The organism is Phenylobacterium sp. (genome assembly GCF_025351295.1).
Lineage (GTDB): Bacteria > Pseudomonadota > Alphaproteobacteria > Caulobacterales > Caulobacteraceae > Phenylobacterium.
Genome location: NZ_JANXWD010000112.1, coordinates 1 through 15,183, shown reverse-complemented (window position 1 = coordinate 15,183; position 15,183 = coordinate 1). Strand labels below are relative to the sequence as shown.

General features: G+C 68.7%; 19 protein-coding genes. 10 read left to right on the top strand and 9 right to left on the bottom strand.

What is annotated here, in order from left to right; all coding sequences use genetic code 11:
- Window positions 1-245 precede the first annotated feature (245 nt).
- The 3 genes from Q0R13_RS16085 to Q0R13_RS16075 all read left to right on the top strand — a co-directional run bounded on the left by Q0R13_RS16085 (window position 246) and on the right by Q0R13_RS16075 (window position 2,308).
- Window positions 246-899 (top strand): glutathione S-transferase family protein, encoded by a 654-nt coding sequence (locus tag Q0R13_RS16085; RefSeq protein WP_293905724.1) that lies wholly within the window; start codon window positions 246-248, stop codon window positions 897-899.
- Between the two features lie 161 nt (window positions 900-1,060).
- Window positions 1,061-1,525 carry a DUF2269 family protein gene (locus Q0R13_RS16080; protein ID WP_293905721.1) on the top strand — a complete coding sequence of 155 codons (465 nt, stop codon included), beginning with the start codon at window positions 1,061-1,063 and terminating at the stop codon, window positions 1,523-1,525.
- A 138-nt stretch (window positions 1,526-1,663) separates the two neighbouring features.
- Window positions 1,664-2,308 carry a glutathione S-transferase family protein gene (locus tag Q0R13_RS16075; protein ID WP_293905718.1) on the top strand — a complete coding sequence of 215 codons (645 nt, stop codon included), beginning with the start codon at window positions 1,664-1,666 and terminating at the stop codon, window positions 2,306-2,308.
- A 223-nt stretch (window positions 2,309-2,531) separates the two neighbouring features.
- Here Q0R13_RS16075 and Q0R13_RS16070 read toward each other — a convergent pair whose 3' ends face one another.
- Entirely contained in the window at window positions 2,532-3,410 is an 879-nt protein-coding gene (locus Q0R13_RS16070) for a hypothetical protein (RefSeq protein WP_293905716.1), read from the bottom strand.
- 176 nt (window positions 3,411-3,586) lie between these two features.
- Entirely contained in the window at window positions 3,587-4,507 is a 921-nt protein-coding gene (locus tag Q0R13_RS16065; RefSeq protein ID WP_293905713.1) for an IS1595 family transposase, read from the bottom strand.
- Window positions 4,508-4,630: 123 nt separating this feature from the next.
- Between Q0R13_RS16065 and Q0R13_RS16060 the strand changes: the two genes are divergently transcribed.
- The 4 genes from Q0R13_RS16060 (at window position 4,631) to dxs (ending at window position 8,523) form a co-directional block, all read left to right on the top strand.
- A complete protein-coding gene (locus tag Q0R13_RS16060) occupies window positions 4,631-5,218 on the top strand; it encodes a hypothetical protein (protein ID WP_293905712.1) in 588 nt (195 codons plus the stop codon).
- A 244-nt stretch (window positions 5,219-5,462) separates the two neighbouring features.
- Window positions 5,463-5,705, top strand: coding sequence for an exodeoxyribonuclease VII small subunit (locus Q0R13_RS16055; protein ID WP_293905728.1), 243 nt, complete (start codon window positions 5,463-5,465; stop codon window positions 5,703-5,705).
- Window positions 5,702-6,583 carry a polyprenyl synthetase family protein gene (locus tag Q0R13_RS16050; protein WP_293905726.1) on the top strand — a complete coding sequence of 294 codons (882 nt, stop codon included), beginning with the start codon at window positions 5,702-5,704 and terminating at the stop codon, window positions 6,581-6,583. The genes Q0R13_RS16055 and Q0R13_RS16050 overlap by 4 nt, the downstream gene beginning before the upstream one ends.
- 23 nt (window positions 6,584-6,606) lie before the next feature.
- The gene (dxs, locus tag Q0R13_RS16045; protein WP_293905711.1) at window positions 6,607-8,523 is read left to right on the top strand and encodes a 1-deoxy-D-xylulose-5-phosphate synthase; all 1,917 of its coding nucleotides are present in this window, start codon (window positions 6,607-6,609) and stop codon (window positions 8,521-8,523) included.
- A gap of 3 nt (window positions 8,524-8,526) precedes the next feature.
- Here the strand turns inward: dxs and Q0R13_RS16040 are convergent, their stop codons facing one another.
- From Q0R13_RS16040 to flgF, 7 genes are read right to left on the bottom strand one after another with little or no spacing between them, the layout of a single operon-like run.
- Complete coding sequence (locus Q0R13_RS16040; protein WP_293905709.1) at window positions 8,527-8,952, bottom strand: type II toxin-antitoxin system VapC family toxin; 426 nt, start codon at window positions 8,950-8,952, stop codon at window positions 8,527-8,529.
- Window positions 8,927-9,190 carry a type II toxin-antitoxin system prevent-host-death family antitoxin gene (locus tag Q0R13_RS16035; protein WP_293905708.1) on the bottom strand — a complete coding sequence of 88 codons (264 nt, stop codon included), beginning with the start codon at window positions 9,188-9,190 and terminating at the stop codon, window positions 8,927-8,929. The genes Q0R13_RS16040 and Q0R13_RS16035 overlap by 26 nt, the downstream gene beginning before the upstream one ends.
- 58 nt (window positions 9,191-9,248) lie before the next feature.
- The gene (locus Q0R13_RS16030) at window positions 9,249-9,707 is read right to left on the bottom strand and encodes a hypothetical protein (RefSeq protein WP_293905706.1); all 459 of its coding nucleotides are present in this window, start codon (window positions 9,705-9,707) and stop codon (window positions 9,249-9,251) included.
- Between the two features lie 25 nt (window positions 9,708-9,732).
- Complete coding sequence (gene flgH, locus Q0R13_RS16025) at window positions 9,733-10,479, bottom strand: flagellar basal body L-ring protein FlgH (RefSeq protein ID WP_293905704.1); 747 nt, start codon at window positions 10,477-10,479, stop codon at window positions 9,733-9,735.
- A gap of 11 nt (window positions 10,480-10,490) precedes the next feature.
- Window positions 10,491-11,237, bottom strand: coding sequence for a flagellar basal body P-ring formation chaperone FlgA (gene flgA / locus Q0R13_RS16020; protein WP_293905702.1), 747 nt, complete (start codon window positions 11,235-11,237; stop codon window positions 10,491-10,493).
- Between the two features lie 4 nt (window positions 11,238-11,241).
- Window positions 11,242-12,030 carry a flagellar basal-body rod protein FlgG gene (gene flgG / locus Q0R13_RS16015; protein ID WP_293905700.1) on the bottom strand — a complete coding sequence of 263 codons (789 nt, stop codon included), beginning with the start codon at window positions 12,028-12,030 and terminating at the stop codon, window positions 11,242-11,244.
- A gap of 14 nt (window positions 12,031-12,044) precedes the next feature.
- Window positions 12,045-12,782, bottom strand: coding sequence for a flagellar basal-body rod protein FlgF (gene flgF, locus Q0R13_RS16010; protein WP_293905698.1), 738 nt, complete (start codon window positions 12,780-12,782; stop codon window positions 12,045-12,047).
- Between the two features lie 236 nt (window positions 12,783-13,018).
- Between flgF and Q0R13_RS16005 the strand changes: the two genes are divergently transcribed.
- The 3 genes from Q0R13_RS16005 to Q0R13_RS15995 all read left to right on the top strand — a co-directional run.
- Window positions 13,019-13,636: a flagellar basal body-associated FliL family protein gene (locus Q0R13_RS16005; RefSeq protein WP_293905695.1), complete on the top strand. Its 618-nt coding sequence runs from the start codon at window positions 13,019-13,021 to the stop codon at window positions 13,634-13,636.
- A 30-nt stretch (window positions 13,637-13,666) separates the two neighbouring features.
- Window positions 13,667-14,767 (top strand): flagellar motor switch protein FliM, encoded by a 1,101-nt coding sequence (gene fliM / locus Q0R13_RS16000; protein ID WP_293905693.1) that lies wholly within the window; start codon window positions 13,667-13,669, stop codon window positions 14,765-14,767.
- On the top strand, window positions 14,764-15,183 hold a 420-nt coding region (locus tag Q0R13_RS15995; RefSeq protein ID WP_293905691.1), incomplete at its 3' end, for a DUF6468 domain-containing protein. The genes fliM and Q0R13_RS15995, both read left to right, overlap by 4 nt.

The window sequence follows — 15,183 nt, the reverse complement described above, 5'->3', positions numbered from 1 at the left end:
CGTCCGCGGGACCCATCGTACCGCCCGCGCGACGTTGGCATGGGTCCCGCGGACCAGCCGCGGGATGACGACGCGGTGGGATGTGTCCCTGCTCTTCCCGCGAGAAAAACCTCAGCGCGTGTCGTGATGGCCGTCGTTCGTTCGTCATCTGGATATCGACAACCCCGGAGCGAGACGATGCGGATGACCATCCCCAATCCCCCTGTCACGCTGGACGCCGTCATGCCGTCGCCCGGAGCCGCCCGATGAGCCCCACCATCACCGCCTTCAAGGCGTCGCCCGATCGCGGCCGGGGACTGGCGCGGGACATGCGCGTCCGCTGGGCGCTTGAGGAAGTCGGCCAGGCCTACGACGTGCGTCTGCTGACGTTCGCTGAAATGAAAGAACCCGCGCATCTGGGGCTGCAGCCGTTCGGGCAAATCCCGACCTATGAGGACGGCGATCTGGTGCTGTTCGAGTCGGGCGCCATCGTGTTGCATATCGCCGAGCGCCATGCGGGCCTGTTGCCCGGCGATGCGAACGCGGGGGCGCGCGCGATCGCATGGATGTTCGCCGCCCTCGGCACGATCGAGCCGCCGATCGTCGAGCGCTCCATGGCCACGCTCGTGGAGCGCGACAAGCCCTGGTACGCGCAGCGCCTGCCGATGCTGGAGGATCGCGTTCGCGCCCGACTGGGCGAACTCTCCCGTCGGCTTGGCGAGGCCGACTGGCTCGATGGGGCGTTCAGCGCCGGCGACCTCTTGATGGTGTCGGTGCTGCTCAGGCTGGGCGGATCGGGCCTGCTGGACGACTATCCGAACCTCTGCGCCTACATCGCCCGCGCCGAAGCGCGACCCGCCTACCGCCGGGCGTTCGCCGCGCAACTGGCGGTCTTCACCGCCGCATCCAGCGGCGGATAAGGGTGCGATCGAGGGTCGGAAAGGGCATGGGCGGCCGAGGTCGATGACCGCACCGGGCGTCGTTCGCGCGGGCAACATCGCCGAGGCTTGCGTCGCTCAGGTCTGTGCTAAGCTTCCAGCCTTGCCCACGCCTCATCCCGAAGAACACCTTGCGACGCCTCGTGAAATTTCTCCACACGCTCGGGGCGGCCGGGATGATGGGCGCGACCGCCGCCCTGGCGGTGGTCATGATCCTCGCGCCGGCGTCGAACAGCGCGGCTGGCTATGTCCCGCTGGTCGTGGCCCTGGCGAAGATCGCCGCCTGGATCCTTGGCCCTTCGATGGTGCTGACGGTGATCAGCGGTCTCCTGGCGATGGCGGTGAGCTCCGCGTTTCAGGAGGCCGGCTGGGTCTGGGCAAAGGCCGCGACGGGCGTGCTCATTCTCGAAGGCAGCCTGCATATCCTCGGTCCGATCCAGGATGAGGCCAGGCGCGGGGCGGGCGCCTTGGCCGCCAACGCGGACCCGGCGAGCGTGGCGAGCCTGTTCACATCGGAGGCCAACAGCCTGCTGCTGCTCCTGGCGGTGTCGGTCGTCAACATCGCGCTCGGCGTCTGGCGGCCCCGCCTCCCGAAGATCCCGGTCTGAGGCGGCAGGTCATCCCGCGATGAGTTGGGCGGCGTCAGGGGCCCTGGCGGAGACCGCCCTGGCGCACCTGAAACCGGTTGCATTTACGAACTGGTCTAGAGCATGATCGGGGGCGCACGCGCCGAAGGAACCGCGAACATGATCACCGTCTGGGGCGAGGGCAGGGGGTTCCGGGTCGTATGGCTGCTGGAGGAGATGGGCCTCCCCTACCGGCTGCGAGACGTCGATCTGCTGGTCGGCGTCGAGCACGACGCGGAGTTCCTGGCCATCAATCCCGGCGGCTTCATCCCGGCGCTCCAGGACGGCGACGTCATCATGGTCGAGTCGATCGCGATCATGGAATACCTGATGGCCCGCCATGGCCCAACCCCGCTCGCGCCGGCCCCGCACGACCCCGCCTTTCCCGCCTACCAGCAGTTCCTCCACCTCGGCGAAGCCGGCCTCGCCGCCTCCGTTTACTTCGTCCACGGCGCCCGCAATATCGCGCCTGAGGCCGAGCGCAACAACTGGAGCGCCCGCCAGGCGCTGGACGTGTTCGAGACCCGGCTGCGGCTGGTGACGCGGCAGCTGGCGCGCTCGCCCTATCTCGCCGGCGAGCGGTTCACCGCCGCCGACATCTCGGTCACCTACGCCCTGGAGATGGCCCGCAGAAACGTGGGCTTCGCCTTCGGCCCGGCCGAGCAGGCCTATGTCGCCCGCACCACCGGACGCGACGCCTACCAGCGGGCCATGGACACCTGCCAGGCCACCAAGGCCTGGGACGCGGCGGTCTCCGCCAGATAGGCGCCCTTGGCGCTCGACCCCGCCTCCGTCATCCCGCGGCTTGTCCGCGGGATGACGGAGCGGTGGGGGAGATCGCGACGGTCCCGCTTGACAGGCCGCGTCGATGTTCTATATTTGTTCCAATGTCCGAAGTGGGACCTATATACAACAATGACCCAATCGGGCATCCTCACTCGGGACAGGCCGGCGCTCAGCGCGGTGATCAATGATCGCCGCTCTCGCCCTAATCGGCGAACTCGTGGTCGGGATTCCCGGTGCGCTCGAACTGCGTGTTCAGGGGGTTCCATTTGCGTCGGAACACCGAGAGGTAGGTCGATCCGACCTCTTCTCCGCGCCCATCGGCATAGCTGAACGCGCCGTAGAAATAGAAATTTCCCCCGCTCTCTCCCGGTTTGGCGAGACGGTCCGTAAGTCTTCTGGCGATGTCAGCTTCGGGAGGGATTTCCTTCTTGTAGGACCGCAACTCGCCTCGCTCGTAAGTCATGCCCTTCACGCGAGTAACTTCTCCGACGCCGGGGTCTTTGAAATGGCGATGGTCGGTCACATTGCCCAGCGCAAACCATCCGGCGATTACCGTCGCGGGGCTCCCGCCGACGTTCAGAATCTCAAAGGTGAGATCGCCGTCGGGCAGGAAGAAAACGTCCTTGATCAGGAGCCGGGGGCGGTGCTCCACGTAGAACACCTCTCTAGCGAGGCCGTGCTGGAGCTTGGCCAGGTCGGCTTGGGCGGCATTGAGGGCGAACAGCTTCTCGTTCGACCCAGCAGCGTCCTGCACCGCCCTTCGCGTCTCCCACCACAGGGCGAAGGTGCCGAAGGCCAGAAGTATCGTCGCGACGAAGAGCCCGCCCGTGAAGAGCGAGAGATTGCCGGTAAGTTCGACAAGTTTTCGATCAACGTTCGCCTTGGTGCGTTCGCGCTCCTCATTCTTTGCGCGTGTGGCCTCGGTGTCGGGCTTAGTGAAAGTCTCCACCACAAGCGGAGTCGCCTCAGTGCCACGCTCGCTGGCTGCGGTCTGTTTCTGGTTATCGGCGGCCTGTTCGTGGCTTGGCTGTGATGGACTCGCAAAAGCGCCAGCGGCGATGGCCGCAACCGCGACAGCCAAGAGCCCCCACTTTCTCACGCCCTAACTGTCCTTCGGCTTCGCGCCGGGTTTTGGCCTGGCGGCCTTCCGCTTGCGCCCTGGCGGCGGCTCAACCTCGTGCGGCTTCGTTTCGATGCTCCTCGAAAGAAGCTCGCCCCACTTCATGGGGATGTGTAGCGGGGGCTCGGTCTTTCGGCTCATGCGATCAGAACCTTGTAGGGCAGCGGGCCTTCAATCTGGCCCAGCAACGAGTTGCAGCGGTCCCCAGACGCCATGTCCCGGCGGTTGTAGCGGAAGGTCATCTCGGCAACGTACGCGTCGAGATGCTTCGGCGAAACCCAGTGATGAATGCCGATGATTTGGCGCTTGAGGAGCGCCCAGACGCCCTCAATCGAGTTGGTGTGGACGGCGCCGCGCACGTACTCATGGGCGCTGTGGCGCACGGTGTCGTGGATGAACGCGCGCCGCAGCCCGCGATAGGCCAGGTGCTCGTCGGTGTAGATTGTGGCGCCCTTGGCGACGTGATGCAGAACGATGGGCTCCATTGTGTCGGTCTGGGTGTCTTCGATCACGCCAGCGCGAAGCTCTCCGTCGCGCTCGATCATCCCCATGACGATAGCCTTGCCGCCGACGCCGCCCTTGGTGTGGAGACGCTTGTTGGCGTGCTTGTTCTTCTCTTTGCCGCCGATGAACGTCTCATCGATCTCCACGACGCCTTCCAGAGGCGCGGTGAAGGACGGCGTGCGCGCCGCGTGGCGCAGGCGATGCAGGACGAACCAAGCCGTCTTTTGGGTGATTTTCAGATCCTTCGCGAGGACCGTCGAGGCGATGCCCTTGGTGTGGCTGGTCACCATCCAAATCGCGATGAACCATTTGCGGAGCGGAAGCTTCGTGTCCTGAAAAATGGTCCCGACGCGAATGCTGAACCGCTGGCGGCAGACGTAGCACTTGTGGGTGTTCGTGCCGGCGAGCGTGCCGATGCGCGCTTCGTCCGCATTGCCGCACAGAGGGCAGAACTTCCCGTTCCGCCAGCGGATCGCCGTCAGGTGGTCGATGCAATGCTGCTCAGTCGGGAAGTGGTCGCAAAGCTCAATCAGGGAGTCGAAATGACGAAGCATCGCGCGGCGTCCTTGGGTGTGAGAGAACAATGCTCTCAGTCCGAGGATGGGTCAAGCACGTATATAGGTACCTCCGAAGTCACCACCTCTCGCGACGCGACCCCTCTCCAGATGATCGAGGCGATGACGCTGTGTGCCTATGAGCTGGGGGTGGCGGCGTCCGAGATCGCCAAGCGGGTGGGGGATGATCTCGACCGGTTTCTGGCGGCCAGCGCGGAGTTCCGGCACTGCTTCTTCGGGGTGCGCATGGGCATTCGGCTGACCCAGGCGGCGCGGATGTCGGCGGGCGCGGCCCCGGTTGCGGCGCCGGCGGAACGTCCTGAACGCGAGCGGTCCGACGCGGCCGACCCGCCTGAGCGCGGCGATGCGCCCGAACGCTTCGAGGCCGAGCGCGACCGCGAGGGCGACTACGAGCCCGTCAGCCTGCCGCAGTTCCTGAAGACCCTGGGCCTCGCGGCCGTCCGCGCGGAGCAACACCGCGACGAACTTCCGGCCCACATCCGCGACACCACCCTGCCGACCTTGCAGGCCCTCCTGCGCCAGGCCAGGCCGCCGCCCGAGGCGACGCGCCCCAGCGCCGGCGCGGCGGCGGCCATCCTCGCCCGGCCGCCGACGGTCCCCGCCGCCCGGTCCCGGCTCCTGACCTCCACCGGCGCGATCGGTCTCCCGGCGCTCCGACCGATCGCGACCCGGCGCCGCGACTCCGGCTGACGCAGGCGCGAACCCCGAGCGTCCCAGCCCACGGCCCTTGGCCGGGGGTCGCTCGGCGTGCCTGTCCGGCGCAGTTCCTCCCCCGTCTCGCAGAGGACGGGGGAGGTGGCGCGAAGCGCCGGAGGGGGCGCGAGGCCTCAGGCTCCGCGCCGGTCGCCTTGCGCGCCCTCCGTCTCGCGCCTACAGCGCGAGCCACCTCCCCCGAAGTGTTCCCTTCGGGGGAGGAGCGAATTAGAGAGACTCCATGTCCGAACCCGTCGCCATCGCCGCCATGAGCTTCGAGACCGCGCTGGCGGAGCTGGAGCAGATCGTGGCGCGGCTGGAGTCGGGCCAGGCGCCGCTGGAAGACTCGATCCGCATGTACGAGCGCGGCGCTGCGCTGAAGGCCCACTGCGAGGAACGCCTCGCGGCCGCGCGCCTGCGCGTCGAGAAGATCGTCATGGGCGCGGCTGGCGCGCCCGGCGTCGAGCCGGCCGAGTTCAGCTGATGGAGCTGGGCCGCCGCGTCGCCGAGGCCGCCGACCTGGTCACCGTCGCCCTGGACGAGCTGCTGCCGCGCGCCGACGGGCCGGAGAGCCGGCTGACCGAGGCCATGCGCTATGCCGCGCTGGGCCCCGGCAAGCGGCTGCGCACCTTCTTCGCGCTCGAGACCGGCCGCATGTTTGACCTGGACGAGGGCCATGTGCTGCGCGCGGCCTGCGCGCTGGAGTGCATCCACGCCTACAGCCTGATCCACGACGACCTGCCGTGCATGGACGACGACGACGTGCGCCGCGGCCGGCCCACCGTGCACATCGCCTATGACGAGATGACCGCGGTGCTGGCGGGCGACGCGCTGCAGAGTGCGGCCTTCGAGATCCTGGCCCATCACGACACTCATCCCGACGGCAATGTCCGCGCCGAGCTGGTCATGCGCCTGGCGCTGGCGGCCGGGGCGCGGGGCATGGTCGGCGGCCAGATGATCGACATGCTGGGGGTACGCGAGGACCTGGGTGGGGTGGCGCGGATGCAGCGGCTGAAGACCGGCGCCCTGATCGCCTGCGCCTTCGACCTGCCCCTGGTGCTGGCCCGCGCCCAGGACGGCGAGCGCCACGCCCTGATGGCCTTCGCCTACGACCTGGGGCTGGGCTACCAGATCGTCGACGACCTGCTGGACGCCGAGGGCGAGGCCGGCGAGATGGGCAAGGCGGTCGGCAAGGACGTGGCCAAGGGCAAGGCCAACTTCGTCACCCTGCTGGGCGTCGAGGCGGCCCGCGAACGGCTGGGCCTGCTCAAGACCCAGATCAAATCCCACCTGGATCCCTTCGGCCGGCGGGCCGAATTCCTGCGGGCGAGTGTCGATTTCGTGCTAGAGCGCCGCCAGTAAAAAGCCGAGGACGTCCGCGTTCCATGCCCCCCGAAACCCCGCTCCTCGACACGGTCTCCTCGCCTGCCGACACCCGCGGCCTTTCGATCCCCCAGCTGCGCCAGCTGGCCGACGAGCTGCGGGCCGAGACCATCGACGCGGTGTCCCAGACGGGCGGCCACCTGGGCGCGGGCCTGGGCGTGGTCGAGCTGACGGTGGCCCTGCACCACGTCTATGAGACGCCCAAGGACATCCTGATCTGGGACGTCGGCCACCAGGCCTATCCGCACAAGATCCTCACCGGCCGGCGCGACCGCATCCGCACCCTGCGCCAGGGCGGCGGCCTGTCGGGCTTCACCCGGCGCTCCGAGAGCGAATACGACCCGTTCGGGGCGGCGCATGCGGCCACCTCGGTTTCGGCGGCGCTGGGCTTCGCCGCGGCGCGCGACGCCAAGGGCCAGGACAACAAGGTCGTGGCGGTGATCGGCGACGGCTCGATGAGCGCCGGCATGGCCTATGAGGCGATGAACAACGCCTGCGAGACCACCGGCCAGCTGACCGTCATCCTCAACGACAACGACATGTCGATCGCCCCGCCGGTCGGCGGGATGAGCGCCTATTTCGCCCGGCTGGTGTCGGGCGGCGGCTACCAGTCGCTGCGCCACCTGGGCAAGGCGGTCTCCAAGGCCTTCCCCAAGCCGCTGCAGGAAGCCGCCCGCAAGGCCGAGGAATACGCCCGCGGCATGGTCACCGGCGGGACCTTCTTCGAGGAACTGGGCTTCTACTACGTCGGCCCGATCGACGGCCACGACATGGACGCGCTGGTCAATGTGCTGCGCAACGCCCGCAAGATCGAGGACAAGCCGGTCCTGGTCCATGTGGTCACCCAGAAGGGCAAGGGCTATGCGCCCGCCGAGAACGCCGCCGACAAGCACCACGCGGTGGTCAAGTTCGACGTGGTCACCGGCCAGCAGGCCAAGGGACCGGCCGCCGCGCCGCAATACACCAAGGTCTTCGCCCAGGAACTGATCAAGCACGCCGAGCTGGACCCGAAGATCGTGGCGATCACCGCGGCCATGCCCTCGGGCACCGGGCTGGACCTGTTCGGCCAGCGGTTCCCGGAACGCACCTTCGACGTCGGCATCGCCGAGCAGCACGCGGTGACCTTCGCGGCCGGGCTGGCGGCGGACGGCATGAAGCCGTTCTGCGCGATCTATTCCACCTTCCTGCAGCGCGGCTACGACCAGGTGGTGCACGACGTGGCGATCCAGGGCCTGCCGGTCCGCTTCGCCCTGGACCGCGCGGGCCTGGTCGGCGCGGACGGCGCGACCCATGCCGGCTCGTTCGACATCGGCTACCTGGGCCAGCTGCCCGGCATGGTGCTGATGGGGCCGTCGGACGAGGCCGAACTGGCCCAGGCCGTGGCCACCGCCGTCGCCATCGACGACCGCCCCTCGGCCTTCCGCTATCCGCGCGGGGAGGGGACCGGCGTGCAGATCCCGGGCCTCGCCGCACCCTTCGAGATCGGCAAGGGCCGCATCGTGCGCGAGGGTACGGCGGTGGCGATCCTGTCGTTCGGCGCCCGGCTGGCCGACGCCCTGAAGGCCGCCGACCGGCTGGCCGCCCGTGGCATCTCGGCCACCGTCGCCGACGCCCGCTTCGCCAAGCCGCTGGATGTCGATCTGATCCTGCGCCTGGCCCGCGACCACGAGGCGCTGATCACCGTCGAGGAGGGCGCCATGGGCGGCTTCGGCGGCTTCGTGCTCCAGGCCTTGGCCGAGCACGGCGCCTTGGACCGCGGCCTGAAGGTGCGCACCCTGACCCTGCCCGACCTCTTCCAGGAGCATGACAAGCCCGACGCCATGCTGGCCGAGGCCGGCCTCGACGCCGACGGCATCGTCCGCGGCGCCCTGGCCGCCCTGGGCATCGCCAACGCCAGCGCGGCGGGCCGGCGGGCCTAGGAGTCAGATCGCGACGACCTCGCCCCCCAGTTTCGACGCGCAGGCCGCCAGGTCACGGTCGAAGGTGGCCAAGCTGGCCGAAAGCCGCAGGGTCGCGGAGAGATGCATGGCGTCGGGCGTCCGAAGGGTCTGGTCGAAGCGTCGGAGGAACCCCTCTGCCATCCGGATGTCAGCGGCCGTCACCTCGACTCGCTCGGTCGCCTGTTCCATCCAGGTGTCGAGGCGAATGCAGGCTGCGATGGCGTCAGAAGCCTGCATCTGCCCCATGCGCACCAGCCGTCCGAGCGCGGAGGCGAATTCCGCTGCGGCGAAGTTGCTGACCTGCAGCGGAACCGGATTCGCCGCCAGCCATACCAGCGCTCGCTCGGAGAAGGCGTCCGTGCTGAATATGGCGACCAGGACGCTAGCGTCTAAGTAGACGCTCTTCATCGTCGCTCCGCATCTTCGAGATCAGCGTTCCGGCGTCGTCGCCCGGCCTTCTTGGGGCAAGGTTGGCGCGCAGCCACTCGACGTCACCGGGCGTCATCAGCTTCGGCGGCGGCTGGACAGCCTTCAGTTCCACCACAGCGATCCCATGGCGCGTGATCACGACGTCCTCTCCCTTCATGGCGCGGTCGATCAGGTCGGACAGACTGTTCTTCGCCTCGACGACGCTGTGGCGGGTCATGCGTGGAATATAGCTATTGAAGAGCCATTTTGTCCATAAGCGGTGAACTGTCCTTGGGCTATCCCGCCGGCGGCAGCCCACACACCTGCAGGAAGTCGTGCGCCGGGGCGAAGCCGTTGGGCGTGGCCGTCCGCCGCTCGCCCAGGATCACCGCGAGCTCGCCGGTGTCGGCGAAGCGGGCCAGCACCGGATCGGCCGCGGCGAGCCGGGCCCGCACGTCGAAGGCCCCGTCGATCTGTGCGTCAGGCGCCCCCGCGCCGGCATAGCGGTTGCGCAGCTTGCCGGAGCGGAGTTCGAGGATCGCGCCGTCCTCGCGGCGGCCCACGACGGTGACCTCCACCGCGCCGGAGCCCGGCTGGCACGCCAGCAGCAGCCGCGCGTCGTCCGTCCCGGGCCCGGCTAGCACCAGCTGGGCGCCGAGCTCGGGATCGTCGGCGCGGCTCCAGGCGAGGCCGGCCCGATCGCCGCCGCCGAACAGCGCCAGTGCGATCATGCCGGGGGCGAGGGATCGAAGCATGGCGGGTCCCCGGGGGCGGTCGCGCCTAGAACGGCGAGAAGCGCTCGAGCAACGACTGCCCGGCCGGGGTCTTCTGCACCCGGCTGATGTCGCCGCGGCCGCCGTAGCTGATGCGGGCCTCGGCGATCTGGGTGTGCTTGATGGTGTTGGCCGAGGAGATGTCCTCCGGCCGCACGATGCCGGCCACGGTGAGCGAGCGCACGTCGGTGTTGGTGCGCACCTCCTGGGTGCCCTGGATCATCATGTTGCCGTTCGGCAGCACGCCGGTGACCACCGCGGCGACGGTCAGGCTGATCTTCTCGGAGCGGTTCACCTGGCCGGCGCCGGCGTTGGAATTGGTCGAATTGGTCTCGATGGCGTTGGCCGGGTCGAAGCCGCTCGGCAGGATTTTCCCCAGGGTCGATTCCAGGCCCAGCAGGTGCGGCACGCCGGCCTTCATGCCCGAGGTGCGCGAGCTGGAGGTGGCGTTGGTGGTCTTGGCGCTGTCGTCGATATCGATCTGCACGGTCAGGATGTCGCCGACCCGGCTGGCGCGCTGGTCGTTGAAGAACGCGCGAGCCCCCGTGCGCCAGAGCGAGTTGGCGCTGGCCGGCTGCGGCCCCGGCAGGCGCGACGAGGCCATCGGCATCACCACCTGGTCGTTGGGCATCAGGGCGGCGGGGTAGCCCACCTGCGACAGCTGCGGGCCGCGCACGGCCTCCTTGACGGTGGAGCAGGCGGCCAGCGGCGCGAGGGCGATCAGGGCGAGCGGGGCGAGGGTGCGCAGGCGCATTTGGGTGTCCTTCAACGGAGCGCGTAACGGGAGGCGTGGACCAGCTTCAGCTGGTCGGCCGTGGGGCCGACAGCGGCCTGGCCGGGTCCGATGACCGTGGCCTGGACGATCTTCTTCGACGCGACGTTCTGCACGTTGATCGTCTCGCCGATCGCGCCCCCGGAGAGGGCCTTGGCCTGGAGCGCGAGCGAGACGCCGCCACTGTCGAACGTCAGGGTTACCGTATCGTTGGCCTTGACCACCTGCAGGGCCGCGACATCGTGGCCGCTGATCGCGGCGCCGGAGCGCAGCGCGCGGCGCGCCTGCTGGCCGACCATCAGGTCGGGGTCGTTGGGCGCGTCGGCCGGGGCCAGGGCGGCCTTGCCCCAGACCAGGTCCTGCGGCTGCACGACCTCGCCGGCGGCGATATTGCGGGCCCAGGTCAGGACGTCGACATTGCCCCGCGCCGAGACCGCGGCGGCGGCGGAGCCGGCGTTCTCGGCCCCGCCGCGCACCACGATCTGGCGCAGGCCCTCGGCGTTGGCCCAGTCGAGCCCGGCCCGGGCGGCGGCGTCGCGGACCGCGGCCGCGCTGAGCATCACCGTGGCCCCGATCCGGTTGGCCACCGGGGTGCGGCCGGCGGCGCCCGCGCCGTCGAAGATCTCGCCCAGCGTCACCACGCCGTCGGTGTCGACGGCGTCGGCCTTGAGGGTCACCGGCGTCCCGGCGAAGGCCGGCGTGGCGATGAGCAGGGCGGCGAGGGCGATGAGCGCCTTCATGAGCTTACGCCTTCACCTGGTTGGCGGTGGCCAGCATGTTGTCGGCCGTCGAGATCACCTTGGAGTTCATCTCGTAGGCGCGCTGGGCGACGATCAGGGCGGTGATCTCCGACACCGGGTCGACGTTGGAGGCTTCGGTGTAGCCCTGGATCAGGGTGCCGATGCCGACCGAGCCGGGGGTGCCGGTGGTCGGCGCGCCGGAGGCCGCCGTCTCCTTGGCCAGGTTGCCGCCGAGCAGTTGCAGGCCGCCCTCGTTGGTGAAGGTGGCCAGCTCGATGACGCCTACCGTGCTGGGGGCGGTCTGGCCGGCCTGGGTCACCTGGACCTGGCCCGACTTGGAGATCGCCACCGAGACCGCGTCGCCCGGGATCGTGATCGCCGGCTGGATCTGGTAGCCGTCCTGGGTCACCAGCTGGCCCTGGTCGTTGATCGCCAGGTTGCCGGCCCGGGTGTAGTTGGTCTCGCCCGAGGGCGTCAGCACCTGGAAGTAGCCGCGGCCGTCGATGGCCAAGTCGTACTGGTTGTCGGTGCGGGTCAGCGAGCCCTGGGTGCCGACCCGGTAGACCGCCCCGGCCTTGACCCCCGCGCCGACCTGCACGCCGGTCGGCACGATGGTACCCTGGCTGGAGGACTGCGTCCCGGGCGCCTCGAAGGTCTGATAGAGCAGGTCCTGGAACTCGGCGCGCTGCTTCTTGAACGCGACGGTGTTCATGTTGGCGATGTTGTTCGAGATGACCTCGACGTTCATCTGCTGGGCGGCCATCCCGGTGGCCGCGGTGCGGAGCGCTTGCATCGGTCGTTACCTTCTTACTGAGCCCGGCCCAGGCGCTCGACGGAGCGGCGCGAGAGGTCAGCTGCGGAATCCATCATCTTGGCGGTCTGTTCGTAGGACCTGGACACCTCGACCATGCGGGTGATCTCCAGGATCGGCTTGACGTTGGAGCTCTCGAGCATGCCCGGCCGCACGGTGGCGTCGGTGGCCTTCTCGGGGCTGAGGTTCGAGACGTTGCGGTAGAGGTTGTCGCCGGTCTTTTCGAGGGCGCCCTGGTTGGCGAAGGTGAAGACGCCGAGCTTGCCGACCGCTTCCTTGCCTTGGCTCAGGGAGCCGTCCGGGCCGATGTCGACCTGGCCCTTCTCACCGTCGATGATGATTTCGCCGCCGCCCTCGTCCAGCACGGCCAGGCCGCCCTGGGTGACCAGCTTGCCGGTGGGGTCGGTGGTGAAGCGGCCGTCACGGGTGAAGCGCGGCCCGTCCGCCCCCTGCACCTGGAAGAAGCCCTGGCCGTCGATGGAGACGTCGAGCGGGCCGCCGGTCTTGACCAGGGCGCCCTGGCCGAAGTCACGCGCCACGCCGTCGGGGGCCACGAACTTCACCGGCTTGGGGCCGCCGAGCGTCATGGCCGGCGCCGCCGGGTCGGTCTTCTGGATCAGCGACTCCACCTTGAAACCGTTGGTGTCGATGTTGGCGATGTTGTTGGCGATGATGTCCATCTCGCGCCGCAGAACCATCTGGCGGGAGAGGCCGACGTAGAGAGCGTTGTCCATTCGAGGTGCGGACCCAAGTGAGTGCGACGTTTCAGCCGCTGGGGTCTGCAAGCTTCGGGCCAACTGAAAACCCAAGCTAAATCAATAAATAAGAAAGTTAACGGCGACCGCGCGGCGGAAACTGCCGGGCAGGAAGCGCGCCCGTTAAGAGGTGTTAAAAACCGCTTCTTAACCAAAGACCGCCATTCCTTGGCCTGCGGATATCCCGAGGCCAATCTTTCCTAGGAACTGGGCGCGTGTCGAAGAAGGAAAAGAAGCCCAAGGAGGCCAAGGAGGGGGAGACCCCCGAGGTCGCCGAGGGCGCGGAAGGCGAAGCGCCCGCCAAGAAGGGGCTTCCGCTCAAGATGATCATCATCGCCGGCGCGGCGGCCCTCGTGGTGCTGGGCGGTGGCGGCACGGCCGCGTTCGTCTTCCTGAAGCCCAAGCCCGAGGCCGCGGCCGACAAGGGCCACGAGAAGAAGAAGGACGACAAGAAGAAGAAGGACGACAAGAAGGAAAAGGGCGGCAAGGAAGACAAGAACGCCCCGGTGGTCCGCGACGGACCCAACGGCGTGGTCTTCTATACCCTGCCCGACGTGGTCGTGAACATGCAGACCGCCGACGGTCGGCCCACCTTCCTGAAGCTGAAGCTGACCCTGGAGCTGCCCGACCACGACGTGGTCGACGAGCTGGATCCGAACATGCCGAGGCTGCAGGACATGTTCCAGTCGTTCCTGCGCGAGCTGCGCCCCGAGGACCTCTCCGGCAGCCAGGGGTCCTACCAGCTGCGCATGGAGATCCTGCGCCGGGTGAACCTGGTGATCGCGCCCTCCAAGGCCAACGCCGTCCTGATCGAGGAGATGCTGATCAACTAGCGCGCCCGCGCCGGTTGCATCGCCCAATCCATGGCCAGCGAAACCGAAACCCCAACCGCCGCCGGCGCCCCCGCCGCCGACGGCAAGCCCGCCGCCGCCGGCAAGCCCGCCGACTGGTCGTCGGCCCAGGTCGCCGAGTCGGCCTCGTCCGAACGCATCCTGAACCAGGACGAGATCGACAGCCTGCTGGGCTTCGACCTTTCCGACGACGAGATCTCCGAGCGGACCGGCATCCGCGCGATCATCAACTCGGCGCTGGTGTCCTACGAACGCCTGCCGATGCTGGAGATCGTCTTCGACCGCCTGGTGCGGCTGATGACCACCAGCTTGCGGAACTTCACCTCCGACAACGTCGAAGTCAGCCTGGACAACATCTCGTCGATCCGGTTCGGCGACTACCTGAACTCGATCCCGCTGCCGGCCATCCTGTCGGTGTTCCGGGCCGAGGAGCTGAACAACTACGGCCTGCTGACGGTCGACTCCAACCTGATCTATTCGATCGTGGACGTGCTGCTGGGCGGGCGTCGCGGCACCGCGGCGATGCGCATCGAGGGCCGGCCCTACACCACCATCGAGCGCGTCCTGGTGCAGCGGATGGTCGAGGTGGTGCTGGGCGACGCTAAGGAAGCGTTCGAGCCCCTGACCCCGGTGACGTTCACCCTGGACCGCCTGGAGACCAACCCGCGCTTCGCCGCCATCGCGCGGCCGGCCAACGCCGCCATCCTGGTGAAGCTGCGGATCGACATGGAAGACCGCGGCGGCCGCATCGAGCTGCTGCTGCCCTACGCGACCCTCGAGCCGATCCGCAAGATGCTGCTGCAGCAGTTCATGGGCGAGAAGTTCGGCCGCGACAACATCTGGGAAAGCCACCTCGCCACCGAGCTCTGGACCACCCAGATGGAGGTCCGCGCGGTCCTCGACGAACAGCAGATCAGCCTGAAGCGGGTGCTCGACCTGAAGATCGGCGACACCATCATGCTGAACGCCGGCCCCGACAGCCTTATCGAGCTGCGCGCCGGCACGATCCCGCTGACCAAGGCCCGCATGGGTCGCCGCAACACCCACATCGCCGTGCGCGTGGAAGCCCCGCTTTCGCACGCTGCACGCCAAGCCCTCCAGAGGACCACATGAGCCTCATCGGCATCGGGATGAACCTGCTTCTGGCCGGCCTGCTGGTCGCCGCCATGGTCGTGGGCCTGCGCCTCAACAAGCGGCTGAAGGCGCTGCGCGACAGCCACCAGGGCTTCGAGTCCGCCGTGCGCGACCTGAACGTGGCCGCCATGCGCGCCGAACAGGGTCTGGCCGACCTGCGCGCCGCCACCGACGAGGCCACCGACCTCTTGTCCGACCGCATCGAGAAGGGCCGCGCCCTGGCCGCCAAGCTGGAACGCCTGGTCAGCGCCGCGCCCGAGGCGCCGAGAGCGGCGCCGCCGGAGCGGCTGGCGAGCCGCGCCCTGCCCGCCACCATGCCGGCCCAGCGAGAGGCCGGCGCCGAGGCGCGCTTGGCCGCCCTGCTGAGCGCCGCCCGCGCCAAGATCGAGGCCGAC